The following is a 25,072-nucleotide window of genomic DNA, read 5'->3' on the forward strand; positions in this document are numbered from 1 at the left end:
ACGCCATGTGCCTGGCCATTCCGGCAGAGGTGGTTGCAATCACCGATGACAAACAGACCGCAACGGTTTCCCTTGAAGGGGTGCGCAAGGAAATCTCTCTGGCGCTGCTGACGGATGTGGCCGAGGGGGATTTCGTGCTGATCCACGTCGGCTATGCGTTGAATAAAATCAGCCCGGAAGAAGCGGAACGCACGCTTGCCCTAATGGCCGAACTTGAGGAGGTGACATCATGAAATATGTCGATGAGTTCCGCCAGAAGGACATCGCCCGCAAACTGGCCGGCGACATTGCACGCGCCGCTGACAACGGGCGCGACTATAATATCATGGAGTTTTGCGGTGGCCATACTCACGCGATATTCCGTTATGGTGTGCAGGATCTGATGCCTGACAATGTGCGGTTTGTGCACGGCCCCGGCTGTCCGGTTTGTGTTTTGCCAATCCCCCGCATCGATGCCGCGATCGAGCTGGCCGACAGGCACGGTGCGATTGTCTGTACATACGGCGATATGATGCGCGTCCCGGCGAGCAAGAAGAATTCATTGATCAAGGCCAAGGCAGCTGGCTCTGACATTCGCATGGTTTACTCGACCCAGGACGCGCTTCAGGTCGCGCGCGACAATCCTGATCGGGAGGTTGTATTCTTTGCAATCGGGTTTGAGACCACGACGCCCCCGACGGCTGTTGCGATAAAAATTGCCGCCGCCGAAGGGCTGAAGAATTTCAGCGTTTTCTGCAACCACGTTCTGACCCCTGCCGCGATCAGCCATATCCTGCAATCGCCTGAGCTTCGCGAATTGGGGCAAGTATCGATCGATGGGTTTCTGGGGCCAAGCCATGTGAGTTCCATCATCGGCAGCGCGCCCTATGATTTCTTTGCAGAAGAGTTCCAGAAACCGGTGGTGATTGCCGGGTTTGAGCCACTGGACGTGATGCAATCAGCGTTGATGCTGATCCGGCAGGTGAATGAAGGCCGCTATGAGGTCGAAAACGAATATACTCGGGTCGTCACCCCCGAGGGCAACGAGGTTGCCAAAGACCTGATGGCCGAGGCGTTCACACTTCGCCGGTCTTTTGAATGGCGCGGCTTGGGTGAAGTTCCCTATAGTGCGCTCAGGATCAACGACGCATATGCTGACTGGGATGCCGAAAAACGCTTTGAGATAACCCGAAGCACCGGCACCGACGTGAAAGGCTGTGAATGTCCAGCAATCCTGCGCGGGGTCAAGAAACCCACGGACTGCAAGCTTTTTGGCACCGTCTGTATGCCGGATAATCCACAAGGCTCGTGCATGGTGTCGTCGGAAGGGTCCTGCGCCGCCTATTGGAGCTTTGGCCGGTTCCGGATGGACCGCGTGAAGGAGGCTGCAGAATGAACGCGATGGAAAAACGTTTTCCGACCCGGATCAATTTTCGGCGCGGCCAAGTGGACATGACTCATGGTTCGGGTGGGCGCGCCATGGCGCAATTGATCGACGAGTTGTTCGTCAAGCATTTCGACAACGACTTTCTGCGGCAGGGCAATGATCAGGCACTGTTTACTCCGCCCGGTGGTCGGCTGGTGATGAGCACCGACGGCCATGTTGTCTCGCCTCTGTTCTTTCCTGGTGGTGACATAGGTAGCTTGTCAGTGCACGGTACTATCAACGACGTCGCTATGTCGGGGGCAAGACCATTGTACCTTTCAGCGGGCTTCATCCTTGAGGAAGGTTTCCCGCTGGCCGATCTGGAACGTATCGTCGCGTCAATGGCCGCTGCGTCGAAAGAGGCCGGAGTGCCAGTGGTCACCGGAGACACCAAGGTTGTTGAACGGGGCAAGGGAGACGGGGTGTTCATCACCACAACCGGTGTGGGGGTTGTGCCTGACGGTCTTGAAATTTCCGGGTCCAACGCGCGGCCCGGTGATGCGATCATCGTTTCCGGTCCAATCGGGGATCACGGGGTGGCGATCATGTCGAGCCGTGAAAATCTGTCGTTCGATACCACGATTGTCTCAGATAGTGCCGCGCTTCATGGGCTGATCGCCGCGATGGTTGCCGCAGTACCGGACATAAACTGCCTGCGCGATCCGACGCGCGGCGGGCTGGCCGCGACACTGAACGAAATCGCCTTTCAGTCACAGGTTGGGATGCGGCTGGAAGAAGACAGCATCCCGTTGCGACCTGAGGTGGACGCAGCCTGCGAATTATTGGGGCTCGATCCGCTTTATGTTGCCAACGAAGGCAAGCTGGTGGCGATCTGCCCGACAGAGAAGGCCGAAAAGTTGCTTGCCGTTATGCAGAGCCATGCGCAAGGAGCCGAAGCCGCGATCATCGGTCAAGTCATCGCGGATGACCTAGGGTTTGTAACCATGGAAACCGGATTCGGTGGCACCCGGATCGTTGACTGGCTGGCTGGCGAACAGTTGCCTCGGATCTGTTAGGGACAAGCGATGTTGGCGTATCTCATCCTTGGTCTGACGGTCGGTATGGCGCACGCGCTGGAAGCGGATCATCTGGCTGCGGTGGGGGCTTTGGCAGCGCGCAAAACGTCATCGCGCCGGCGAATGGCGTGGCTTGGGGCCTCGTGGGGGCTTGGGCATACGACAACACTGTTGTTGATGAGCATGCCGGTTGTGTTGTTGGGGCTTGTGCTGAGCGCGCGGGTGGCGTCGGGGCTGGAATTTGCCGTTGGTGTCATGCTCGTGACGATGGGAGTTGGCGTGTTGCTCAAGCTCTACCGGACCCAGGTGCATATCCATGTGCATGATCACGCCAACGGGTCGCGCCATTTTCATGCCCACTCTCACCACGATGCGGACCAACCACACACGAATGATGCCCATGATCACGATCATGCTTCACCATTTTCGCGACGCTCTTATCTGGTTGGAATGATCCATGGTCTTGCCGGATCGGCGGCGCTTGTTGCGATGGCGGCGGCAACCCAAAGCATTGTGGCGACCCTGGGCTACGTTGTTGCATTCGGCTTCGGCTCGACCCTTGGCATGGCGGCATTGACCCTGGCGATGTCCTGGCCTCTGCAACAGGCTGAACGCGCGGCTGGGCGGATTTTTCGGGGCGTGCAATACACTCTTGCAGGTGCTGCGATGGTCGTGGGCGCAAGTGTGATGGCCGCCAGTGGCCCGGCGGTCTGGGGGGGGTATTGATGCGAATACTGCTCCTGGTGCATGGCTTCAATTCCCTGTCGCAACGCTTGTTTGTGGAGTTGCGGGACGAAGGTCACGTGGTCACGGTTGAGTTTGACATTAACGACGACACACTGCGTGAAGCAGTTGAATTATTCGCCCCTGATGTGATCCTGGCACCGTTTTTGAAACGAGCGATCCCTGCAGACATTTGGCAAAACCATCTCTGTTTGGTCGTGCATCCCGGTGTAATCGGGGATCGGGGACCGTCGGCGTTGGACTGGGCGATCCTTGAGGGCGAGGAGAGCTGGGGGGTTACCGTTTTGCAGGCCGAGGCGGAAATGGACGCAGGCCCAATTTGGGCCAGTGCGAGTTTCCCAATGCGCACGGCGTGCAAGTCCAGCATCTATCGCAATGAACTGACTGACGCAGCACTTGTAGCTGTGCGCAATGCCATCGACGGCATTCAAACACCGGGTTTCACGCCGCGCCCTCTGGATTCCTCCGCATCTGATGTAACCGGTCGATTACGCCCCGCCATGGTTCAGGACGACCGTAGGATCGATTGGGCGAATGACAGGTCCGGCGACGTTATGCGCAAGATCCAAAGCAGCGATGGCGTGCCTGGTGTGCTGAGCGGCATTGCGGGAAAATCGGTTTATTTGCATGACGCCCGCCCGGCTTGTGGGATGACAGGCGAGCCGGGTGAAGTGGTGGCCACTTCGGGCCCGGCGATTTGTGTTGGTACAAAAGACGGTGCCGTTTGGATCGGGCACGCGCGCGATCCCAAGGGCGAGGCGACCTTCAAACTCCCCGCGACCCGCGTTTTGACCGGCGGTTTGTCGGAAGTTCCGGAGGTGCCCGTCGACTCGGACCATGGGTATCGTGAAATCAAGTATGTGGAACGCGGACCGGTGGGCACGCTGCAGTTTGATTTCTACAATGGCGCGATGTCGAGCGAACAGTGCCAGCGCTTGCTTGCCGCTTATGAAAGGGCGCTGACACGGCCGACAAAGGTGCTGGTCTTGGCGGGGGGCTGCGATTTCTGGTCCAACGGAATTCATCTGAATCTCATCGAGGCAGCAGATAACGCCGCCGAGGAAAGCTGGCGCAATATTAATGCCATCGACGATCTGGCCGAGGCGGTTATTCGCACCGAAAGCCATCTGACAATTGCAGCCATGGGCGGCAATTCCGGCGCAGGCGGGGTGTTTTTGGCACGGGCCTGTGATCTGTTGTGGATGCGCGGGCCGGTTATAGTGAATCCGCACTACAAGGATATGGGCAACCTTTATGGATCCGAGTTCTGGACCTATCTGCTGCCGCGCCACTGTGGTGAAGAAAATGCGAGAAGGATCACCCAGCAACGCCTGCCGATGTCGGCAAAGGAAGCGTTGTCGCTTGGGCTGGCCGATGCAGTGTTCGCCAAGGGTAAAGCCGATTTCGACGCCAGGGTCGCCCGGCGTGCCGAGAAATTGGCCAGCGCGCCGGAGCTTGCGGACAAGCTGCACGCCAAGTCTGACCAGCGGAAGGAAGACGAGCGAAAGAAACCGCTCTTGGCTTATCGAAACGAGGAACTGGCGCGCATGCGGCGCAACTTCTTCGGCTTTGACACCTCTTATCACATCGCACGCTATGATTTCGTGCACAAAACCTTCAAGTCACGCACGCCGGTGACACTGGCGCGGCACCGCGACAAATCCTGGCAACAACCCGATCGGAGAGCATCATGAATGTGAGCAAGCCCACTATCCTGATCGTTGACGACGAAGTTCGTTCACTGGAAGCACTGGAGCGCAATTTGGCCGACGAGTTCGATGTTCAGATTGCCGCGAACACTACGGAAGCCGAGCAAATCCTGGCTGATCATTGGGTTCAGATTATCCTGTGCGATCAACGTATGCCGGATAAATCGGGCGTCGAATTCCTAATAGAAGTGCGTGAAAAATGGCCCGATGTGATCCGCATCGTTATTTCAGGCTACACGGATGCCGAAGACATCATCTCAGGGCTAAACGACGCGGGTATTTATCACTATGTCACCAAACCATGGCATCCTGAAAAGCTGATTATCACCCTGCGAAATGCGGTGTCGATGTTTGAGTTGCAGCGACAGAACGAGCTGTTGGCGATCGAATTGCGCGTGTCTGAAAGGGCCGCCAAGAAAAAGGTCAGCGACAGGCGGCAAAAGCTGCGTGACAAGTATGATTTTGATGATGGGATCGTGCGCAGCAAGACCAGTCCGATGAACGCGGTCTGCAACACGCTTAGCCAGGTGGCACCTTATGATCTTTCGGTTCTGATCACCGGCGACGGCGGTACAGGCAAGGAACTGGCCGCGCGCGCCATTCATTACAATTCGCTGCGCTGGAACCGGCCTTTTGCGGTTCAAAAATGCGGTTCGGTCCTGCCGGAAGTGCTGGAAAGCGAATTGTTCGGTCACAAGAAAGGCGCTTTGCTCGGTGCGGTGCAAGATTACACCGGTCTGTTTGAACGCAACCAGGGTGGCACCATCCTGCTGGATGAAATCTGCGATATTTCACCGGCGTTTCAGGTTAAACTGCTGCGTGTTTTGCAAGATGGTGAAATCCGCCAGATAGGATCTACACAAACACGAAAAACCGACATCCGGGTATTGGCCAGCTCCTACAAGGACCTCGAAGTCGAAGTAGCGGAAGGGAGGTTCCGCCAAGATCTGTTTTTCCTGCTTGCCGGTGTGACAGTCCAGTTGCCTTCGTTGCGTGAACGGCGCGAGGATATTCCGCTTTTGGCCAACTATCTTCTGAAGCAAGCGGTGGCAGGTATTGGCAAAGAGGTATCGGGCCTTACGACGGAAGCAATCTCTTGCATGAAACGCTATTGCTGGCCGGGTAATGTACGGGAAATGCAAAACGAGATCGAACGCATGCTCGTGATGGGTACGGAGAACGAGCTTTTGGGTGCCGATCTATTGTCGCCCAAGGTTTTGATGTCGGCGTCTCCGGATGAAGCCGATGATTTGACCTTGCTGGGTGCCGGGATTGGCACACTGAAAGAGCGGGTAGAAGCCATTGAGGTGAAAATCCTGCGCGAGAGCCTGATCCGGCACCGTTGGAACAAAAGCAAGGCTTCGCGCGAATTGGGCCTATCGCGGGTCGGTTTACGCGGTAAACTTGAACGCTACCAATTGGAGCAAGAAAAAGCTCCGTCGCAGTAAAAACCCATAGTGTCGGGTATATGATTTGGATCGAATGAAAGAAACCGAGACTCCCATTCCGGACGGCGAAGGTACGCTGATCTCACGCCTGCATGGAGACGATCGGTTTGATCTGACTTCGCAGGGTGAGGATACGTGGGTCGAGGTGATCCGACAAATGGATCGGGTCTATGGCGAACTGGTTGAATCGCAGATAGCACTGGAAGAGAAGAACGCCGAGCTGGAAAGCGCGCAGGAGTTCATCAGCTCGGTTGTAAGTTCAATGACGGACCTGCTTATCGTGTGCGACACCGACGGGCATATTCAGCAGGTCAATGATGCGCTGTTGCGCCTTACCGGGCTGGGCCCGGACATGTTGATCGGCCAGCCGCTGACCGAGGTTCTCAAGGGGCGCGACACCGAAATTCAGGAACGGTTTCACCGGCATCTTCGCGCAAATGAGAGTTTCCATGACTGCGAGGTGCTGCTGCGCAAACAAAAAGAGCCGATCCCGCTTTCGCTCAATTGCTCGATCCGCCATGATAGCAAGGGCAAACCAGCGGGACTGGTGCTGATCGGCCGCCCGGTTGGCGAATTGCAGCGTGCCTACCGCGAGTTGGACGAGGCATTGCGCAAATTCGAAAAGGCGCAGCGGCATCTTGTAAGCTCGGAAAAAATGGCGGCATTGGGGCGGCTTGTTGCGGGCGTTGCACACGAGTTGAACAACCCGATCAGCTTCATTTTCGGCAACATGCATGCGCTGAGGACCTATGGAGAGAAAATCACCCGCTATTTTGCGGCCATAAACTCGGGCATTGGCCCCGACGAATTGTCGGGTTTGCGCCATGAGTTACAGATTGATCGGATTGAAAAAGACATTCTGCCGCTTGTCGAAGGCACGCTTGAGGGTGCGGAGCGGGTGAGCGACATTGTCCAGGACTTGCGCCGGTTTTCCGGCAACCAGGTTGAACCTTCGGAAGAATTTGTTCTTGAGCCGATTATCCGCACCGCTGTCAATTGGGTGCTGCGTGGCGCACGAGACAAACCAGAGGTTAAAATTACTTGCCCAGCCAGCTTGAAGGTGGCCGCGAAAAAGGGGCATATCCATCAGATACTGGTCAACTTGTTGCAAAACGCGCTCGATGCTGTGTCAGGCACATCCGCTGCGCGTATTCAGGTGACAGTGGAGGATGGCGGTGATCAAGTTACCATTCTGGTGCGCGACAACGGACCGGGCATCGACGCAGGAGCGCTGGACCAGGTGTTCGAGCCGTTTTTCACTACCAAGCCAATCGGTCAGGGCACCGGACTGGGGCTGTATGTGAGTTACCGCATGGCCGACGAACTGGGCGGTCGGCTAAGCGCGGAAATGAATGGTGCAGAAGGAGCGTGCTTTCGGCTGGTACTGCCGGGCCTTCCCGCCGAGGAAACGCCATGAGCACTGATGGAAATGGGCGCAATCTGCTGTGGCTGCAATCGGGCGGCTGCGGTGGATGCACCTTGTCGTTGCTTTGCGCCGAGGGGCCCGACGTGATCACCGTTTTCGAAACAGCGGGGATCAATGTGCTTTGGCACCCGTCGTTGAGCGTTGAGAGCGGAGACGAGGTCCACCGCATTATTGACGACATCCTGTCAGGGCACACCACACTGGATATCCTGTGTCTCGAGGGGGCTGTCGTGACCGGCCCGAAAGGCACCGGGCGCTATCACATGATGGCGGCAAGAGATGCGCCGATGCAGGATGTGATCGGAGCGCTTGCCGAACGAGCAGATCACGTGGTTGCGGTGGGCAGCTGCGCGGCATTCGGTGGCATCACCGCATCCGGCGGCAATCCGACCGAGGCCATAGGTTTGGCTTTTGACGGCGAGACCGCGGGCGGATTTCTGGGTAGCGGGTTTCGTGCCCGCGGCGGCCTGCCTGTGGTCAATATTCCCGGTTGCCCGGTGCATCCTGACTGGGTGACTGAAACGTTGTCACAAATGAGTGCGTGCGCCATGGTGGCTGACGATCTGGATACTGTCGGACGGCCGCACGCGATTTCCGGCAAGCTGGTTCACCACGGTTGCTCGCGCAATGAATTCTATGAATACAAAGCCAGCGCCGCAAAGCTGTGCGAAGTCGGATGCATGATGGAGAATCTCGGCTGCAAGGGCACACAGGCCGGAGGGGATTGCAATACAAGGGCGTGGAACGGATCGGGGTCCTGCATCTCGGGCGGTTACCCGTGTATTGCCTGCACCGAACCGGGGTTCGAAGACCCCGGCCATCCTTTCGTCGAAACGCCAAAGATTGCCGGCATCCCTGTGGGCCTGCCCACAGATATGCCCAAAGCGTGGTTTGTTGCACTGGCCTCACTGTCTAAAGCCGCCACACCGCGCCGATTGCGCGAAAATGCATCCTCTGACCGTCTGCGGGTCTATCCTGACCGTCACAAGTCGAGGAGGAGCAAATCATGAGCCGCCTTGTCGTTGGTCCATTCAACCGGGTCGAAGGCGATCTCGAGGTCAAGCTGGATATTGCAAACCAGGTGGTGACCCGCGCGGAAGTTGTCTCACCGCTGTATCGCGGTTTTGAAGAGATGCTGCGCGGCAAAGACCCTCGCGATGCCTTGGTGATCGTACCCCGGATCTGCGGCATTTGCTCGGTTAGCCAGTCTATCGCGGCGGCAGAAGCCCTGGGGGAAGCACAGGGCCTGCTGCCGACCCCAAACGGGCAGCTTGTGACCAACATCGTGCACGCCGCTGAAAATATCGCCGACCACTTGACCCATTTTTACATGTTCTTCATGCCTGATTTCGCCCGGACGGTTTATGTGGATCAGCCATGGTACGTTGATGTGTCCGACCGCTTTGCCGCGATGAAAGGCAGCGCCGCCCAGGACGTATTGCCACGCCGCGCCGAGTTTTTTCACATTGTCGGGCTTTTGGCGGGCAAATGGCCTCACACGCTGGCCGTTCAGCCGGGCGGGGTGACCAAAACAGTGGCCGAGCACGAGTTGCGCCGTCTGTTGGCCTTACTTCGAAATTTTCGCCGGTTCCTGGAGCGCGAGGTGATCGGAATTGATTTGCAGGCCTTCTCGGCTTTGACCAGCCGGGATGAACTATTGGCACTGGTCGATCAGCAAGGGCCCACGCACAGCGATCTGTTTCGCTTCATCGACCTGTCACACGGGCTGGGTCTGAACTGCTTGGGCGGTGCAACGGACCGCTTTCTAAGTTTTGGCGCCTATCGTCATGGAACCACGCATCTGTTTGGGCGGGGACTGTACCTCGGCGGTCAAAATCGTCAGCTCAATAGCGGGCTGATTACCGAGGATCTGAGCCACGCGTGGATGAATGGGCCAGACGCAGCGTTACATCCCTTTGATGGCGTCACAGAAACCGATCCCGAGATGGCTGACGGTTATAGCTGGTGCAAGGCGCCCCGGCTCGAGGGCAAGCCTGCCGAAGTTGGGGCATTGTCCCGTCAGGTGGTTGCCGGCCATCCTTTGGCGCGCGATCTGGTGAAAACCGGGGGAAATGTCGAGGCGCGTATTCTCGCCCGGTTCCTCGAAATAGCACTGCTGGTGCCGACGATGGAAAACTGGCTGAACGACATCCGAACACAGGATTCTTTCATGACCCATGCGAGCATGCCCGATAACTCCACAGGCGCCGGGCTGGTCGAAGCCGCACGCGGTGCATTGGGGCATTGGCTGACCATCGAGGACGGCAAAATCGCCAACTATCAGATTATTGCTCCGACAACCTGGAATTTTTCACCACGCGATCAGGCCGGGCAGCCCGGGCCGTTGGAAATGGCGCTGGTTGGAGCAGAGGTGCAGAACGGCGAAACCGGGCCGGTAACGGTGCAGCATATCGTGCGCTCGTTTGATCCTTGCATGGTTTGCACGGTGCATTGATGGGCGAGCGCAATCCTCAGGGGTGGCAGGTGCGTGTGCGCGGGCTGGTGCAAGGGGTTGGATTTCGCCCCGCAGTTTGGCGCCTGGCCACAGAGTCCGGGTTGCATGGCGAAGTTCTCAACGATGGTGAAGGGGTTTTGATTCATCTGATCAGTTCTCACGATCAGCTTGCATCCTTCCTTGATGGTTTGAAGCAAACCGCGCCGCCTTTGTCTCGGATAGATGCCGTCGAAATAGTGGAATGCTCTGCCCAGGAATGGGATGGGTTTTCGATTGTCACCAGCACGTCGGGTACCGTGCGCACCGGAATTGTTCCTGACGCGACTACGTGCCCGGATTGCCTGAATGATATCAACGACCCAAAGAACCGCCGGTTCGGGTACGCCTTTACCAATTGTACGAATTGCGGCCCGCGCCTGTCGATCACCCAGGCTATCCCATATGACCGCGCCAATACCGCGATGTCTGTCTTTAAGATGTGCAAGGACTGCCAACGCGAATACGACGACCCTGCCAACCGCCGCTTTCACGCCCAGCCCAATGCCTGCCCGCAATGCGGCCCCAGGCTGACCCTCGTCGATCCAGACGGGCAGGAGCTGCCGGGCGACGCCCTGGAACAGGCAGCAAAGCAACTGAGAGAAGGAAATATTCTCGCAATCAAGGGACTTGGTGGTTTTCAACTTGCTTGTGACGCAACTAACGCGGCCGCTGTCACCACACTGCGCCAGCGCAAGCAACGCGCGGCCAAGCCGTTTGCCCTAATGGCACGCGATCTGGCCCAGATCGAAGCCCACACTCATTTGAGCGCGGTCGCCACCGCCGCGTTGACCAGTGCGGCTGCTCCGATCGTATTGCTGCCTGTGCGTGCCGGTACTGCACTACCTTCGGAGATAGCGCCCGACCAAAACCGCCTGGGCTTCATGTTGCCCAATACACCGCTACATCACTTGTTGTTGCAGCACCTCGACGTGCCACTGGTCATGACATCAGGTAACCTGTCGGGCGAGCCACAAGTCAGCGACAATGATGCAGCGTTGGGCCGATTGGCGGCAATAGCCGATGCGTGGCTTTTGCATGATCGCGAGATCGTCAACCGATTGGACGATTCCGTTGTGCAGATGGTCTCAGGTCAGACCCAAATTCTGCGAAGGGCGCGTGGGTATGCCCCTTCACCCCTGCGCCTGCACGCGGGATTTGCGCAACACCGCCCAATTCTGGCCTGTGGGGCCGACCTGAAGAACACATTTTGCCTGATGAAAGATGGGCAAGCCATAGTTTCACAGCACATGGGGGATATGGAAAACGACCGTACTCATCGAGAGTTTCAACACAGCTTGGCCCTTTATTGCGAAACACACGACGTTTCCCCCGAAACAATCGCTGTTGACGCGCACCCTGGCTACTTCGCAAGCCGGTGGGGTCGGGATCACGCGGCACAAAATGATCTGCCCATAGTCGAAGTGCAGCATCACCACGCCCATATCGCCGCGACGCTGGCCGAACATGGTTACGGCCCCGATACACCACCCGTGTTGGGAGTGGTCCTTGATGGGCTCGGCTTTGGCGAAGATGAGACGCTTTGGGGCGGTGAGATCATGCTGGCCGATTTTCGTGGGTTCAAGCGTCTTGCTCATTTTGTGCCTGTGGCTTTGCCGGGAGGCGAAAAGGCCAGCCAGCAGCCGTGGCGCAACCTGTTGGCGCACCTGCTGGAGGCATTCGGTCCAAACGCTCTGCATGATATCAACACACAGTTTGGCGCACTGCCTGTGTTGACCCGCCTAGAGGCCAAGCCTGTGGACATGGTTGCTCAGATGATCGTACGCCATGTCAACGCTCCGTTGGCGTCATCGGCTGGGCGGCTCTTTGACGCGGTCGCCGCGGCCTTGGGCGTTTGCCATGACGAAATCAGGTTTGAGGGCCAAGCCGCGATGGCATTACAAAACCTGGCCGAATCCGAACCATCCGAACCTGGGGGATACTCGGTTGAAAATGGGGCCATGATCCATTGGGCCGGATTGTGGACCGGGGTTTTATCTGACCTGAAAGCGAATGTGCCTTTGTCGCGCATTGCCCGTCGAGTTCATAACACGATTGCCTCCGCCGTCTGTTCAGGGGTCGTGGAGCAATCGAAAACTCATGGCAAATTGCCAGTCGTTTTGACAGGGGGCGTGTTTCAGAACCGCTTGCTGTCCGAGGCGATAACAGATCGATTGCGTATGTTGGAGTTTGACGTCCTGTCTTCGCAGCTATTTCCGGTAAACGACGGTGGAATATCCCTTGGTCAAGCCACGATTGCCGCCGCATTAAGCTTACGAGGCTGATCGCGAGTCATCTTTTGCCCAATCCTGAGAGCAATTATTCAGCAGAATCGGCCAATAACGCCGTGACCGGTTCGGCCATGATTCCACTGCTTGCACTTGCAATTCCCGGTGACCCGCCGACGGCGATTCTGCTTGGGGCGCTGTTGATTCAGGGTGTTACCCCCGGCCCGATGATCTCTACCTTTCATCCCGAAGTCGTCTATTCCATCTATCTGATCTTGTTCGTGGCACTGGTGTTTCTTGCAATCATCGCCAGCTTTGCCATCAAACCGATCACACATGTCTTGCGGGTTCCCAAGAACATTCTCTTTCCAATCATCCTGGTGATGTGTGTTGCGGGCAGCTACTCCGTGCGCAGCAACATTTTTGACGTCTATGTCATGTTCGGTGCCGGGGTGCTTGGCTATGTGCTGCGTTTGTTTTCGGTACCGATCGCCCCACATCTGATCGCATTCATCCTGACCTCGCCCCTTGAAGAGGCGCTGCGACAGGCGCTTATCGGCTCAAATGGCAGTCTGATGGTTTTCCTCGAAAAGCCGATATCCGCGGGATTCCTCATCTTGGCCGCCGTTATGGTGGCTTCAGTAACCCTGCGTCAAAGGAAGCAAAGGGATGAAACAGCACTGCCGCGTTGAACATTGTCCCCTTGAAGCGAAATGAAAAGCAGGCAAGGCCAATATGCTCTCCATCGCTTTTTTGGGGTACTCAATCCGATACACCATGATGAATTTAGTGGCCTAACATGTATCGGCATCGTCTGATGCGAACTTCTGCTTCGAATAAATGGTCATAGCAGACTGTATCTGCAGCGATGGTTAACTTCCGACCGCTCGAGACAAATTCTGCGAAGATCACCAATGAGTAGGTTGGGCTCGATGCCGCCATTCGCTGCGGCCAGTTCCAACAACTGCTATGCGGACAAAACGGCCATCCAAGCCCTTCGCCTGAATGACCGTTATTGTAGATGAAGAGGCACGGCTCGCCGGCAAGTGCTCCTGCCGACACAAGACGTTTTACTACGCGATCGGATCGAGGTCTGGGGCCAGCTCTGAAATCAAATGTATCGAAAAAAGCCACTGCGTCGGTTCGTGTCTGACTGGAATACACGAGCACAAATCTGCCCGGCAAGAACATGTCACCAAGCGGCACCTTCGATATGGTTTTTCGGATGAACCCGCCGCTACGAGCGATTGTGTCACTACTTGCTCAAGGACAAGTGTTGATTCTGGATCCAGGTGAACGTCTTCTCGATACCCTCACGCAGGGTGTAGCGCGGTTGCCAATCGAGCTTGTCTGCAATCAGGCGGTTATCAGAGTTCCGCCCCCGGACACCTTCTGGGCCGGGGACATTATTGATGCTGATATCTTTTCCCGAAATCTCTATGATCAATTTTGCCAGATCGTTGATCGAAATCATCTCCTCTGACCCAATGTTCACGGGCCCCTGAAAATCGGATCTCAGCAGACTCACAGTCGCCTCTATGCAGTCATCGACAAAGAGGAACGACCGGGATTGAAGCCCATCGCCCCAGACCTCGATTTCGCTGCCCGGCGCGGCGGAGGCAACCTTTCGGCAAAGCGCCGCTGGAACCTTTTCCTTTCCACCAGTCCACGTGCCTTCAAGACCGTAGATGTTGTGATAGCGGGCAACACTGCATTGCATACCGTAGTTTCGGTTGAACGCCATGTAGAGCCGTTCGGAAAACAGCTTCTCCCACCCGTATTCACTGTCTGGGTTGGCGGGATACACTGTGTCTTCAGCGCAGTTCGGATTGTCTGGATCTTCTTGATTGTATTCAGGGTAGACGCAGGCAGAGGACGCATAAAACAGCCGTTTCACACCACAGCGACGGCCCGCATCCAAGACATTGAGGTTAATCTGCATCGAATTGTGCATCACGTTGGCGTCGTTTTCTCCGGTAAAGAGATACCCTGCGCCACCCATGTCGGCGGCCAGCTGGTAGACCTCATCAAAGCCTCGATCAAGAACCGTTGTAACCAAAGCCTGATCCCGAAGATCGCCTACGATGAATTCATCGGCCTGCGTTTTGGCATGTTCATGCTCTTTGATGTCCACCCCCCGGACCCAAAACCCATCGTTCTTGAGCCGTTTGACGAGATGTCCACCGATAAAGCCGCCCGCACCGCAGACAAGCGCTGTTTTTTTCATAGGATGTTTCTCTCGATTATCGTGAAGGACCGGCATGAACGGATCCACCGACCCGCAAGGCAAAAGCGGCTTGTAGACATGACGATTCTGATCGGCGGCATCGGAAACATGACGGCGTTACGCCTGTACGTAAACGTGCAGCAGGTAGGGATCACAGGATAGAACAAAGTTCGCGACATTGGAGTTTCCGTGGATGAAGACATCCGACTCCGCGAGCAATAGGGCCTCAATCAGCATGTCCAAGCCAAGACGATATGGCGGAAAGCTCTGGCCTTTATTCTCTGCGTGGCCGGCATGCATTTCGCCAAACGTGCTCCGTACAGCCGGGTAATCCACTACACGGTCGCCATAGCGGTCTCGAACACTTTGAACCACAGGTTCGCTGTCTGAGCAGACAAAAATCCCTGCATCCGGCATCAAATTCAATATGCGATCTGCCTGTTCAAAATAGGGCTCAAAGGGAACCGCACCGTCCGCGCCAAGTGCCTTGCGCAATTCTTCGGCGCCGCCATGAAGTCGACCGGGACCACGGATATGCAGCCCAATCATCTCTTCACGCCAATTAGCTGTGCGAAACGCTGCTACGGCGTCATTGATGTATTGCTTTGGGCGAACGTAAGTATGCAGCAGACGCGAAGCACACACCCGGTCACGAGGCAGGAGCAGAGGGTTGCAGTTACCGTCCTCAAGCCGTGGCGTGATAATGTTGTCTCGCGTACAGGCAACGGGCACCCCACTGGTCAGAGTGTCAGCCGCCGGATTCGGCGCGACGCCTGCAAAGCTCGGTTCAAAGTAATACTCCCAGGGGTCGCCATCTTTGTCGGGGTCACGGTAGCACGACATCGACCAGTCGATGAAGAACGTGTAGCCATCACGTTCTGCGAGGCGTGCGTGTTCTATCACCTCGTTGACATTTGAAAACATGCCGGACGGGATAGCGCGAAGCTTCAGCCGCTTTATCGGTTTGGGATTTGTGCCATGATTCATGCTGCCCAAAGTGGTTGAATTAGAGGCTGCACTCAATCCCTTTTTCACGCTTTCAAAAGTTCATTGGTGTGAGCTGACATCACCGATGTGTTCTGTCGATCGGGCAGCGAAAATGCTTTATCGGCATTTGGCGGCAACTTGTTTTTTAGGGCGGACAGACCTATCCGGCCGGGTTTGTCCATGTGGTAATCATGCGCTTATTGGCAGGGAGCGCCCCAACCTGTGTGCTTAACAGTGACAATCTGCTTTTGCAGTTGTGTCGATCACAACTCCCTGTCTTGCGGAACGGCTGACGGGTTCTATTCCGTAGATATCTCCCGGTCCTACAAGACCTCGGACGGCGAGTGGAACCGTCAGTACGTGGCCGGACACGAAGAAGGATGCAATTGTCAGCGCGTTTGTTAAGTCAGTTTTGGGCGGCTCGCCGAAAAGGACGGCGGAACTCATGCTTTTTTTGAATCCCGAGACAGTATGACTGTTCTCCAAACTTCCAAATCTTTTCGAGCATGTATGTCCGCTTCTGGCATGTCGTCTTGCCTTGGCGACGAATGCAGAATTCTCCAGCTTTCCGCTGATCAGGCCTTGTGGGTTGCAGCTTGGGAGCGGATCCGGGCAAGTGTTGGATGCTGCTATGACATACACAATGCCTCCTCCACAACCAATCCCGCTGGGACTCCCGTTTGTTGTGCTGGTAACAATGCTGCGGTAGCCAAAGAAGGCGCGGCGACAACCTTTGGCACCGCGTGTCTGTTCAAGTGCCAATCAAAACGAAATGACCGCAGGACACCCGATACAATACGCCATAAGGTGATCAAGGGTTGCAAATTCAGTGCACACGAAGCCTGTCAAACTTTTGAAAAACACGCAAACCCGTCCAATCCAACACCGGACAACCGCCAAGGAATTCTTCGATTGGTCGAATTGCTACGGTCTTCAGACTTTGGTGCAAACCGCAGCATTCGGTGCTTTGGGCTCTTCGCGGCCATTCGCTGCACCTTGGACGAATGACAGCAAAGGGCCGGAAGCGGAGGCTAGAGTTATTTCTGGTCTATGCGTTGCGCAGTGACCTTGACCTCAAAATTTCAATGAAATATGCAGTGAATCTGTTGAGCGGGCGTTGTGTAGTGGTAAGACCTTAGCCTTCCAAGCAAAGTAGATGAGTTGCACTGACTATCATCTACTTGCCAAGAGTTTCATTTAATTGAATAATGTTTTGCATCTGGTTGCACCCAGTATCACCTAATTGCATGTAGTTACCTACAAAAAGCAGACAAAATGCCGAAGCTCACAGAGACCTACGCACGTAAGGTTCCGCAGACAAAAAACGGGACAGAGAAGCATTGGGACAGTGAAGTGAAGGGGCTTGTTCTCTTCGTTGGAAAGAAGGCCAAGACCTGGTATTTCCAGAAAGACGTGGGCGGGCAGACCAAGCGCGTCCTGATCGGACGCTTTCCAGTGATCTCTGCGGCTGCAGCACGGCAGACGGCTTTGGGGTTTGCCTTGGAGTGGGGCAGGGGGGCTGGCAAGCACATCCAGATCGGGGCACCTTCTCTGGAAGACGCGATGGAAGCCTACCTTGCCAGACCGAAGCTCAGGTCCGATGCGCACCGATCAGGCCTGCGCCAGCAATTCGACCTGCATCTGAAAGACTGGATGCGATTGCCGCTTGATGAGATCACCAAGGCGATGGTGGTGGAGCGACACAGGTCAATGGCCAAGCGCCCATCTGCGGCCAACCATACGCTTAAGTATTTTCGCACTGTCTGGAACCACGCGCGCCGTGTTCATGATCTGCCGGAAAGCCCGACGATGGCAATTGAGTGGTACGAAGAACAGCCAAGCGGTCAGATCATCGAAGACCTGGTGGAGTGGCGCAAGGTGGTGGATGGTTTGCACAATCCGATCCACAAGGTGTTCTATGAACTCATCCTGTTTACGGGGCTGCGCAAGACCGAGGCCCTAACGCTGGAATGGAAGAACATCCACGAGGACCGCATCCATCTTCCGATGACCAAGAATGGTCGAAGTTTTGATCTACCAATTCTGCAGCTCCATCACGAGATCCTGGCACCCCTGCGTGGATTGAGCCGCCAGTGGGTGTTTCCATCGCCGAAATCCACGTCGGGTTATGTGACGGGACCGCAAAAGATCATGTGGTCACCACATGCACATCGCCGCACCTTCGCGACCGTTGCCATGGAGGCGGGTATTCTCGAAGAGATCGTAGGTCGGCTGCTGAACCACACGCCGCTATCGATCACAGGGCAGCGTTATGTGAGACCGAGTCTAGACGCGCTGAGGCCAGCAATGAGCACTGTGTGCGACGAGTTCCAAGCCCGACTTGCCTGACGGTTTGGGCGATCGCTCTAATGCTTAATTCCGGAGTCACTGGGCTGGATCTATTTCTTACCAAGAACCAGCTTGCAGGGCTGCAGCTTCTCGGTTGAAGGCCCTTGTGATACATCTGTTTTCAATTCGGAATGAAGGATGGGGGTACTATGGCAGATTTCTCGGTTTCCACATCGATGTCGTTGATGCGTAAAACAGCGCCGTTCGTCGCTTTTCGCGCCATCGTCTATTTTGCCATAGCCGTGGCTTATGTTCTGGTTACTGGCACCGGGGCCGGAATTGGCTGGGGAATAGGCGCTTTTGGGGACGAGGAGTTCCGGGCAGGTGCCACGTTCTGGGGGGGCGCCATTGGATTTGGTACCACTGCTGCTATTCTGTATTTCCTGCGTGAGTATATTCTTTACATGGTTAAGGCTGGGCATGTCGCGGTGATGGTCGAGCTGCTGGATGGTCGCGACCTGCCCGCTGGCAAGGGTCAAATCAGTTTTGCTCAGGACATCGTCAAGCAGCGCTTTGGTCAAGCCAATGTGTTGTTTGCAATTGACCAGTTGGTTAAGGGCGTGATCCGCGCAATCACTGGTTTGGTTGAGGGGATTGCTTCCCTGTTACCGATACCTGCCTTGGACGGTTTGATGCGAGTGGTACGCGCCTTTCTCAAGGTCGCAGTCGGTCTAATCGACGAAGTCATTCTGGCCCATTCGATGCGTATTCGTGCCGAAAACCCCTGGGAGGCCAGCCGCGATGCGCTTGTGTTATACGGCCAAAACGCCAAGCCGATGATTGCCAATGCTGCTTGGATTGCATTGATCACATATGCGCTTACCTTCGTCGTTTTTCTGCTAATGCTCGCTCCGGCCGGGGCCGTGGTTTACGCCATTCCCGGCGCTTGGTCGGCTGGCGGGTTCGTGTTTGCCATACTATTTGCTTGGGCAATCAAAGCGGCGCTGATCGAACCGTTTGCCATCGCGTGTCTTTTACAGGCTTTTTTCAAGGTTACCGAGGGGCAAGAGCCAAACCCGGATTGGGTGGCGAAACTAGAAGGGGCTTCGGCCAAATTCAGCAAGCTGGGGGAAAATGCTCAGAGCTGGATAGCAGATCGAACCTAGTTGCCGGATGCTGCGCAGTTTCATTCAGATCGTGGACATGTTCGATAAACGGGGACCGGTTGATCAGGCTCGCTAGATTGCCAAAATGCCAACAAATTGGCAGGGTGGCCCGAGCCCGAAAATTTCTTTGGAGGCGACATGCGTTTTATTTTTCTTTTCTTACTCTTCTTGGCACCGCTAACTGTTCAAGCTCAAGAGCGCTCTCGCGCTATACTGGTTATGGATGGCTCCGGATCGATGTGGGGCCAGATTGAGGGCGAAGCAAAAATAAGTATCGCGCAGGGGGTTGTGCGCGACCTCTTGGAAACTCTGCCCACAGACATGGAGTTGGGGCTTACGATATACGGGCATCGCCGCAAGGGCGATTGCACCGATATCGAAACCGTCGTGATGCCGGGTGCCGGTACGAAATCTGGGATCGCGGATGCGGTGAGCCGGATCAAGCCCAAGGGTAAAACCCCGATGACTGATGCTGTTCGTCAAGCTGCTCTTGCGCTTCGCTATACTGAAGAAAAGGCGACTGTCATTCTGGTATCTGATGGGATCGAAACCTGCGATCCCGACCCTTGTGCGGCGGCGCGTGCGCTGGAAGAGGCCGGTGTGGACTTCACCGCACATGTCGTCGGGTTTGATGTGACGGACACGGAGGCATTGCGCCAGATGCAATGCCTGGCCGAAGAAACCGGTGGTACTTTTTTGTCGGCCTCGAACGCAGCCGAATTGGCCGAAGCCATGACGGCCGTTGTTGAAGCTACACCCGTGCCAGAACCTGAACCGGTGTCGGTGGATATCACCTTTGTCGCGACTGATGGCAAAAATGGGCCGGTTATAGGTGATGCATTGGTATGGGATCTGACGCAGGGCGACCAGTCGGTCGGCGACACAATGAACGTTGATCGCTTCACTGTGTCGCTCACGCCTGGTGAATACCAGATTGAGGTAATGCGGCCTTCGGATGAAGCCACGGCTGAGGCAATCTTCGGTGTCGGGCAGGTCACCAAAAAGGTCACGGTGGTTTTGCCAGAGTTTCGCCCTGCTGCCACGATTGAGGCCATGGCCAGTGCCGCTGCAGGTTCGCACATCCCGGTGCGTTGGAGCGGGCCGAATGCCAAGAATGACTTCATCGCGGTATCCAAACTGAACACCAAAGGCTACGAGACCTACTCGTACACCAAAGAAGGCAGCCCGCTGGATCTGCAAATGCCTGCTGAGCCGGGCGAGTATGAATTGCGTTACATGTTGAACAAGGGCAGCAAAATATTGGCAACCCGGTCAATAACTGTAACCGAAGTCGTAGCTACTGTGGTCCCAGCCGAGACGATGCCAGCCGGCGGGCGCGTCCAAGTCCGTTGGACCGGGCCTGACTACAGGAACGACTTCATCGCAATTTCCGAGGTAGGCGAGAAGGGATATGAAACCTACGCCTATACAAAACATGGCTCGCCGCTGGAAATTCAGCTTCCTGCCGATCCTGGCGATTATGAGTTGCGCTATGTGATGAACCAGACCAATCGGGTTCTGGCGTCTGTGCCAATCTCAATTGAGGCTGTAGCGGCCAGCGTCACACCGCCAGCGGAAATGCCAGCAGGCGGAACGGTCAAGGTTACCTGGGAAGGCCCGGACAACAAGAACGACTACATCGCCATTTTTCCTCGCGGCGAGGACAAGTACGCGGCCTACACCTACACCAATCGTGGAAATCCGGTCGATCTGAGATTGCCGGCAAAACCCGGAGACTACGATCTGGGCTATGTCCAGAACCAGGGTAACACCGTGTTGGTGCGGGTGCCGGTGAGCGTTTCAGCAGTCACCGCCAGCGTTACACCGCCAGCCGAATTGCCAGCAGGCGGAACGGTCAAGGTTATCTGGGAGGGCCCGGACGACAAGAACGACTACATCGCCATTTTCCCGCGCGGCGAAGCCAAATACGCAGCCTACACCTACACCAATCGTGGAAATCCGGTCGATCTGAGATTGCCGGCGAAGCCCGGAGACTATGATCTGGGCTACGTGCAGAACCAGGGCAATACTGTGTTGGTGCGGGTGCCGGTGAGTGTTTCAGCAGTCACCGCCAGCGTCACACCGCCAGCCGAATTGCCAGCCGGTGGAACGGTCAAGGTTACCTGGGAAGGTCCGGACGACAAGAACGACTACATCGCCATTTTCCCGCGCGGCGAAGCCAAATACGCAGCCTACACCTACACCAATCGTGGAAATCCGGTTGATTTGAGATTGCCGGCAAAACCCGGAGACTATGATCTGGGTTATGTCCAGAACCAGGGCAATACTGTGTTGGTGCGGGTGCCGGTGAGCGTTTCAGCAGTTACCGCCAGCGTCACACCGCCGGCCGAATTGCCAGCCGGTGGAACGGTCAAGGTTACCTGGGAAGGCCCGGACGACAAGAACGACTACATCGCCATTTTCCCGCGCGGCGGGGATAAGCAGGTGGGATACACCTACACCAAGCATGGCAGCCCGGCCGATCTGCGACTACCGGATGAGCCTGGCGCATACGATTTGGGTTACGTGCAAAGTGTCGGAAAAACGGTACTCGTTAGGGTGCCGATTGACGTGAAGTAATAACCTGCACATCGAAAACAGTTGTGGGCGTTGAAAATCCAATTGTAATGAATTTGACGGTTCAAGAAACGGAATACACCCAAATCCTCCCGACTCAATTGGCCCACCCGGTCAGTTGTGAAGCCGAGGATCAAAAATGGTCGGCTGCTGAACCACCCGCCGTTGTCGATCGTCGGACAACGTTACGTGAGACCGTCACTTGACGAACTAAGCCCTGCTTTGCGTCCAATGTGCAGCGGGTTGGAGAATAGGATTGAGAGCAGTAACGTTTACAGGAAAACGACGCCCGTTTCAGCAAACAAAACGCTTCGTTCATTCCGTTCGATTTGGAACCACACACGGCGCACCTATGACCTGCCCGAGTGCCCGACCTTGGCAATTGAGTGGTACGAAGAAACACCGGACGGCCGCATCATTGAAGATCTGGCTGAATGGCGCGAAACAGTCGATGTCCTCATCAATCCCATTCACAGAGTTTTCTACGAATTGCTCCTGTTCACCGGGCTGCGCAAGATAGAGGCTTTGACGTTGGAGTGGAAGAACGTCCACGAGGGCTACCTTCACTTGCCAATGAAAAAAAACGGCCGGAGCTTTGATTTACCGATCACTCAGATTCATCATGAGATTCTGGCACCACTTCAAGGCTTGAGCCGTGATTGGGTGTTTCCGTCACCCAAGTCTATCGTCGGGCACATTACCAATCCGGGTAAGATGAAGTGGTCCCCGCATGCGCACCGAAGGACTTTTGCGACTGTTGCCATGGAGGCTGGTGTTCTTGAGGAGATTGTCGGCCGGTTATTAAACCATACGCCATTGTCGATCACGGGGCGCCGTTATGTGAGGCCATCGATTGACGTGCTGCGCCCGGCGATGGAAACTGCCTGCGAGGAGCTGCAGCGGTGGATCGAGGCATGAAGATTGAAACCGAAAATGGTTGCGAAGATGTACCTGATCAGGAAGCAGGCGAGTTGGTGTTGTCTGGGGCTGCAATTCTTTCAAAGGAGCAAAAAGAGCCGCCTGTCGTTCTTTTGGAGCAGCTCAGTAAACGACTGGACGACCTAGATATGATCGGGCCGAGTGCGGTAGAGTACAAAGTCCTCGCAAAGCTGGGAAAAACGCTCGTTCAATCAGGTGTTCGACAAAGCTTGCTTGATCAACACCAGCTCGATTGGCTGACATTTCGAGAAGTTAAACAGCGTGCCAGATTGCGTTTAGTTGGGGATGCCAACGGGCGCGTGGATTTACTCGAAGCACTCAACAAATCTTGTCGCCATTTTTTGGAATCTAAGCAGTCGCCGATCTGCTTGCGGCGTAAGCTTCCGGAATCGGAATTGGACGAGAAAGAAATGTGGCTTATCACCCAGGGCGCCAACGGCGCCGATCTGTCCTATGAGAGTGATTGGATCAGAGGCCGGATTCAAGAAAGCCAGAAGAAACTCTGGCAGTACGTCAAGGTCGGTGGCGATTGGAGAGACTTTCTGAAGGAGATGGGGCGGATTAAGTCCAAGTTGAACCGTGCTTGGGCGAGAGCCTTTTCGGAAGGGCGAGTATTGTGCGTCGACGAAGCGATCCGTGGTGATCGATTTGTGTCACCTGAGGAAGCGGCGAAAACAATTGTTCCGAAGAAAGGCGTTTCACGGCTTTTTCTGCTTACGTCGTCTTTGCCGCTTTCTGACTATGCCGATCATGCGCAGCTCACGGCTATTCGGAGCGCAACTAGGAAGTGGCTCAACAGTGTGGGCGGCCAAATCCATGCGATGGGAAGGCGCGCGAGCAAAGCCCAACTTGGGGTGATTGCAGAACAGCGGTTTGGCCTTTCTGAGGATGCTTTCAACGCGGTTTGGAAAAATGCCAGCTTTCCAAATAAGAGCGCCCGTGGGAAAATTCCTGAAGAGAAAAGAATTTCTGAGAAAGAAATCAAATACTTAAAATAATTGGGCGGGGTTATCTTTCCGCAACCTATTAATTACCAACGCCAGCCTATGTGATCCTGAGTGCAACATAATGATGCACGAGGTGACGTCATGCAGACAAATGACGAAGATCGCTTACTGACACGCGATGAAGTTGCGAAACGGTTCGGAGTTTCGAAGAGATTTCTCGAGGTTTCTGCAATGCGTGGAGAAGGCCCTCGGCGGATTCTGCTGGGGCGTCTGGTTCGCTACAAAGTATCAGACATCCGTAGATGGATTGATGAATGCGCAGCCCCGTTGAGCGGCCAGGAGCGGTAGGATGGCTGTCCGTCCGCCCCTTGATTTGAAACAGAAATACTTTGCGCAGACGTTCTGGGCACAAGAGCAACCGCGCTTGACACAATCGGCCTTTGTGGTCCTTTCGCGTCTGATCTACCGCCAAAACATCAAGACCGGGCAATGCGACCCGTCTGTAGCCACGATCATGGATGACACGGGGCTGTGTGAACGGTCAGTCCGAAAGGCCTTCCGAGAACTGGAAAAGCGCGGGGCGGTCAAAAGCTATCGGCGATCGCAGCGATCACGAAACCAGTTTGTCGTCTTCTCTGTGGATGAAATCAAACAACACAAAAAGCAGGCCGGGCGCGATCCGTCCACAATCTCGGATGCTACCCTGCACGGTGATGCCGTTAACCCTGCACGCCCGTGCCGTCGGAGCCTGCATCCGGGTGCACCCGAAAATATAAAAGAAAAAAATAAAGAAGAAATAATTGCTGAGAATGCGCGAAAGACCTCAACAGGGCCGGGTACACCGTGCGGCGGAGCGGCAAGCCCGGATGTCAGTGAAGGGGATTTTGAGCGGAGGGTTGCGAAGGTCTTTGAAAGACAGGGGTATGGGTATGAAGGTTTGCTCGAATTGGAGCCAGGGTTCATCACGTCAACATATGAAGCATTCTGTCGTAGGGAGCTCGACTTCAACTCCGCAATCACGCAGTTGCTCAAGGCTTACCGATCGATCGACGGCGCGATGAAGTAGCACGAGCGAGATGTGCGGGTCCTTCCAGAGGGATGAATACTAAGCGGTCGCGCCAGCGCGCTTGATGTCTTGGCCTTAACAAATCCGAAAGCCTAAACAAAAAAACTTAACAAAACACATGAGCGTTGCACCTATCCTCTCGTCGATTGATGTGACAATGAGTGCATTGTTCCCGATGATGTGGTGCCCCGGTTGCAGCAGCGCGCCGCGCCCCTGGCTTAGTGCAGCGTGTTAATCCCGGCGGTTTCGCCGAATGCGATCATACCGTGTTGGAGGAGCCCGAGTTCGAGGGGCGGCGGTGTGCGCGTGGCGATGGCATGGTCCAGCAGGCGGGTGGCGTTGCGGGTGAGGATATCCCCGGCCGTGGCCATGCGTTGATCCACCGGGGTGGTGGCAAGCACATCTTC

20 protein-coding genes and 2 pseudogenes are annotated in these 25,072 nt (G+C 55.7%); 19 read left to right on the forward strand and 3 right to left on the reverse strand.

Annotated elements, in window-relative coordinates:
- Window positions 1-5 precede the first annotated feature (5 nt).
- Genes RXV86_RS19910 through RXV86_RS19960 form a run of 11 tightly spaced genes read left to right on the forward strand, consistent with a single transcriptional unit; the run spans window position 6 to window position 13,159 of the window.
- Window positions 6-233, forward strand: coding sequence for a HypC/HybG/HupF family hydrogenase formation chaperone (locus tag RXV86_RS19910; RefSeq protein ID WP_316302274.1), 228 nt, complete (start codon window positions 6-8; stop codon window positions 231-233).
- Entirely contained in the window at window positions 230-1,375 is a 1,146-nt protein-coding gene (hypD, locus tag RXV86_RS19915; protein ID WP_316302275.1) for a hydrogenase formation protein HypD, read from the forward strand. The genes RXV86_RS19910 and hypD overlap by 4 nt, the downstream gene beginning before the upstream one ends.
- Complete coding sequence (hypE, locus tag RXV86_RS19920) at window positions 1,372-2,421, forward strand: hydrogenase expression/formation protein HypE (RefSeq protein WP_316302276.1); 1,050 nt, start codon at window positions 1,372-1,374, stop codon at window positions 2,419-2,421. The genes hypD and hypE overlap by 4 nt, the downstream gene beginning before the upstream one ends.
- A gap of 9 nt (window positions 2,422-2,430) precedes the next feature.
- Window positions 2,431-3,147, forward strand: a complete 717-nt coding sequence (locus tag RXV86_RS19925) for a hypothetical protein (RefSeq protein ID WP_316302277.1) — start codon at window positions 2,431-2,433, stop codon at window positions 3,145-3,147.
- Window positions 3,147-4,859 carry a hydrogenase maturation protein gene (locus RXV86_RS19930; protein WP_316302278.1) on the forward strand — a complete coding sequence of 571 codons (1,713 nt, stop codon included), beginning with the start codon at window positions 3,147-3,149 and terminating at the stop codon, window positions 4,857-4,859. Before RXV86_RS19925 ends, RXV86_RS19930 begins: the two co-directional genes overlap by 1 nt.
- Window positions 4,856-6,322 carry a sigma-54 dependent transcriptional regulator gene (locus RXV86_RS19935; RefSeq protein ID WP_316302279.1) on the forward strand — a complete coding sequence of 489 codons (1,467 nt, stop codon included), beginning with the start codon at window positions 4,856-4,858 and terminating at the stop codon, window positions 6,320-6,322. The genes RXV86_RS19930 and RXV86_RS19935 overlap by 4 nt, the downstream gene beginning before the upstream one ends.
- 34 nt (window positions 6,323-6,356) lie before the next feature.
- The gene (locus tag RXV86_RS19940; protein WP_316302280.1) at window positions 6,357-7,739 is read left to right on the forward strand and encodes an ATP-binding protein; all 1,383 of its coding nucleotides are present in this window, start codon (window positions 6,357-6,359) and stop codon (window positions 7,737-7,739) included.
- Entirely contained in the window at window positions 7,736-8,758 is a 1,023-nt protein-coding gene (locus RXV86_RS19945) for a HupU protein (protein WP_316302281.1), read from the forward strand. Before RXV86_RS19940 ends, RXV86_RS19945 begins: the two co-directional genes overlap by 4 nt.
- A complete protein-coding gene (locus RXV86_RS19950) occupies window positions 8,755-10,203 on the forward strand; it encodes a nickel-dependent hydrogenase large subunit (RefSeq protein ID WP_316302282.1) in 1,449 nt (482 codons plus the stop codon). Before RXV86_RS19945 ends, RXV86_RS19950 begins: the two co-directional genes overlap by 4 nt.
- Complete coding sequence (hypF, locus tag RXV86_RS19955; protein WP_316302283.1) at window positions 10,203-12,524, forward strand: carbamoyltransferase HypF; 2,322 nt, start codon at window positions 10,203-10,205, stop codon at window positions 12,522-12,524. The genes RXV86_RS19950 and hypF overlap by 1 nt, the downstream gene beginning before the upstream one ends.
- Window positions 12,525-12,538: 14 nt before the next feature.
- Window positions 12,539-13,159, forward strand: coding sequence for a tripartite tricarboxylate transporter permease (locus RXV86_RS19960; protein WP_316302284.1), 621 nt, complete (start codon window positions 12,539-12,541; stop codon window positions 13,157-13,159).
- A 563-nt stretch (window positions 13,160-13,722) separates the two neighbouring features.
- On the opposite strand, the gene RXV86_RS19965 is transcribed toward RXV86_RS19960, so the two are convergent.
- Both RXV86_RS19965 and RXV86_RS19970 read right to left on the reverse strand, forming a co-directional pair.
- Window positions 13,723-14,694: an NAD-dependent epimerase/dehydratase family protein gene (locus RXV86_RS19965; protein ID WP_316302285.1), complete on the reverse strand. Its 972-nt coding sequence runs from the start codon at window positions 14,692-14,694 to the stop codon at window positions 13,723-13,725.
- Window positions 14,695-14,811: 117 nt separating this feature from the next.
- A complete protein-coding gene (locus tag RXV86_RS19970) occupies window positions 14,812-15,729 on the reverse strand; it encodes a hypothetical protein (protein WP_316302286.1) in 918 nt (305 codons plus the stop codon).
- Between the two features lie 1,227 nt (window positions 15,730-16,956).
- Here RXV86_RS19970 and RXV86_RS19975 point away from each other — a divergent pair.
- From RXV86_RS19975 to RXV86_RS20010, 8 genes and pseudogenes are all read left to right on the forward strand, one after another.
- Window positions 16,957-18,030, forward strand: a complete 1,074-nt coding sequence (locus RXV86_RS19975; RefSeq protein ID WP_316302287.1) for an integrase family protein — start codon at window positions 16,957-16,959, stop codon at window positions 18,028-18,030.
- A 149-nt stretch (window positions 18,031-18,179) separates the two neighbouring features.
- Entirely contained in the window at window positions 18,180-19,136 is a 957-nt protein-coding gene (locus tag RXV86_RS19980) for a hypothetical protein (protein ID WP_316302288.1), read from the forward strand.
- Window positions 19,137-19,274: 138 nt separating this feature from the next.
- Window positions 19,275-21,716 (forward strand): VWA domain-containing protein, encoded by a 2,442-nt coding sequence (locus RXV86_RS19985; RefSeq protein WP_316302289.1) that lies wholly within the window; start codon window positions 19,275-19,277, stop codon window positions 21,714-21,716.
- A gap of 138 nt (window positions 21,717-21,854) precedes the next feature.
- A pseudogene (locus RXV86_RS19990) lies at window positions 21,855-21,971 on the forward strand (integrase); the annotation flags it as partial.
- 27 nt (window positions 21,972-21,998) lie between these two features.
- Window positions 21,999-22,631 (forward strand): annotated as a pseudogene (locus RXV86_RS19995) (tyrosine-type recombinase/integrase); the annotation flags it as partial.
- Entirely contained in the window at window positions 22,628-23,650 is a 1,023-nt protein-coding gene (locus RXV86_RS20000) for a hypothetical protein (RefSeq protein ID WP_316302290.1), read from the forward strand. The pseudogene RXV86_RS19995 and the gene RXV86_RS20000, both read left to right, overlap by 4 nt.
- A gap of 90 nt (window positions 23,651-23,740) precedes the next feature.
- Window positions 23,741-23,947 carry a helix-turn-helix domain-containing protein gene (locus RXV86_RS20005; protein ID WP_316302291.1) on the forward strand — a complete coding sequence of 69 codons (207 nt, stop codon included), beginning with the start codon at window positions 23,741-23,743 and terminating at the stop codon, window positions 23,945-23,947.
- Between the two features lies 1 nt (window position 23,948).
- Window positions 23,949-24,665, forward strand: coding sequence for a helix-turn-helix domain-containing protein (locus tag RXV86_RS20010; protein ID WP_316302292.1), 717 nt, complete (start codon window positions 23,949-23,951; stop codon window positions 24,663-24,665).
- 218 nt (window positions 24,666-24,883) lie between these two features.
- Here the strand turns inward: RXV86_RS20010 and RXV86_RS20015 are convergent.
- Window positions 24,884-25,072: hypothetical protein (locus RXV86_RS20015; protein ID WP_316302293.1), on the reverse strand; the 189-nt coding region annotated here is incomplete at its 5' end.

Origin of the sequence: Aliisedimentitalea sp. MJ-SS2, assembly GCF_032586155.1 — a bacterium.
Lineage (GTDB): Bacteria > Pseudomonadota > Alphaproteobacteria > Rhodobacterales > Rhodobacteraceae > JAWHTC01.

Excerpts from the sequence above, each read along its gene's own strand:
- RXV86_RS19965 (WP_316302285.1), bottom strand. The coding sequence starts at position 14,694 with ATGAAAAAAACAGCGCTTGTCTGCGGTGCGGGCGGCTTTATCGGTGGA.
- RXV86_RS19925 (WP_316302277.1), top strand. The coding sequence starts at position 2,431 with ATGTTGGCGTATCTCATCCTTGGTCTGACGGTCGGTATGGCGCACGCG.
- hypF (WP_316302283.1), top strand. The coding sequence starts at position 10,203 with ATGGGCGAGCGCAATCCTCAGGGGTGGCAGGTGCGTGTGCGCGGGCTG.
- RXV86_RS19950 (WP_316302282.1), top strand. The coding sequence starts at position 8,755 with ATGAGCCGCCTTGTCGTTGGTCCATTCAACCGGGTCGAAGGCGATCTC.
- RXV86_RS19935 (WP_316302279.1), top strand. The coding sequence starts at position 4,856 with ATGAATGTGAGCAAGCCCACTATCCTGATCGTTGACGACGAAGTTCGT.
- RXV86_RS19945 (WP_316302281.1), top strand. The coding sequence starts at position 7,736 with ATGAGCACTGATGGAAATGGGCGCAATCTGCTGTGGCTGCAATCGGGC.
- RXV86_RS20010 (WP_316302292.1), top strand. The coding sequence starts at position 23,949 with ATGGCTGTCCGTCCGCCCCTTGATTTGAAACAGAAATACTTTGCGCAG.
- RXV86_RS19930 (WP_316302278.1), top strand. The coding sequence starts at position 3,147 with ATGCGAATACTGCTCCTGGTGCATGGCTTCAATTCCCTGTCGCAACGC.
- RXV86_RS19910 (WP_316302274.1), top strand. The coding sequence starts at position 6 with ATGTGCCTGGCCATTCCGGCAGAGGTGGTTGCAATCACCGATGACAAA.
- RXV86_RS20000 (WP_316302290.1), top strand. The coding sequence starts at position 22,628 with ATGAAGATTGAAACCGAAAATGGTTGCGAAGATGTACCTGATCAGGAA.
- RXV86_RS19975 (WP_316302287.1), top strand. The coding sequence starts at position 16,957 with ATGCCGAAGCTCACAGAGACCTACGCACGTAAGGTTCCGCAGACAAAA.
- RXV86_RS20005 (WP_316302291.1), top strand. The coding sequence starts at position 23,741 with ATGCAGACAAATGACGAAGATCGCTTACTGACACGCGATGAAGTTGCG.
- RXV86_RS19985 (WP_316302289.1), top strand. The coding sequence starts at position 19,275 with ATGCGTTTTATTTTTCTTTTCTTACTCTTCTTGGCACCGCTAACTGTT.
- RXV86_RS19940 (WP_316302280.1), top strand. The coding sequence starts at position 6,357 with ATGAAAGAAACCGAGACTCCCATTCCGGACGGCGAAGGTACGCTGATC.
- RXV86_RS19980 (WP_316302288.1), top strand. The coding sequence starts at position 18,180 with ATGGCAGATTTCTCGGTTTCCACATCGATGTCGTTGATGCGTAAAACA.
- hypD (WP_316302275.1), top strand. The coding sequence starts at position 230 with ATGAAATATGTCGATGAGTTCCGCCAGAAGGACATCGCCCGCAAACTG.
- hypE (WP_316302276.1), top strand. The coding sequence starts at position 1,372 with ATGAACGCGATGGAAAAACGTTTTCCGACCCGGATCAATTTTCGGCGC.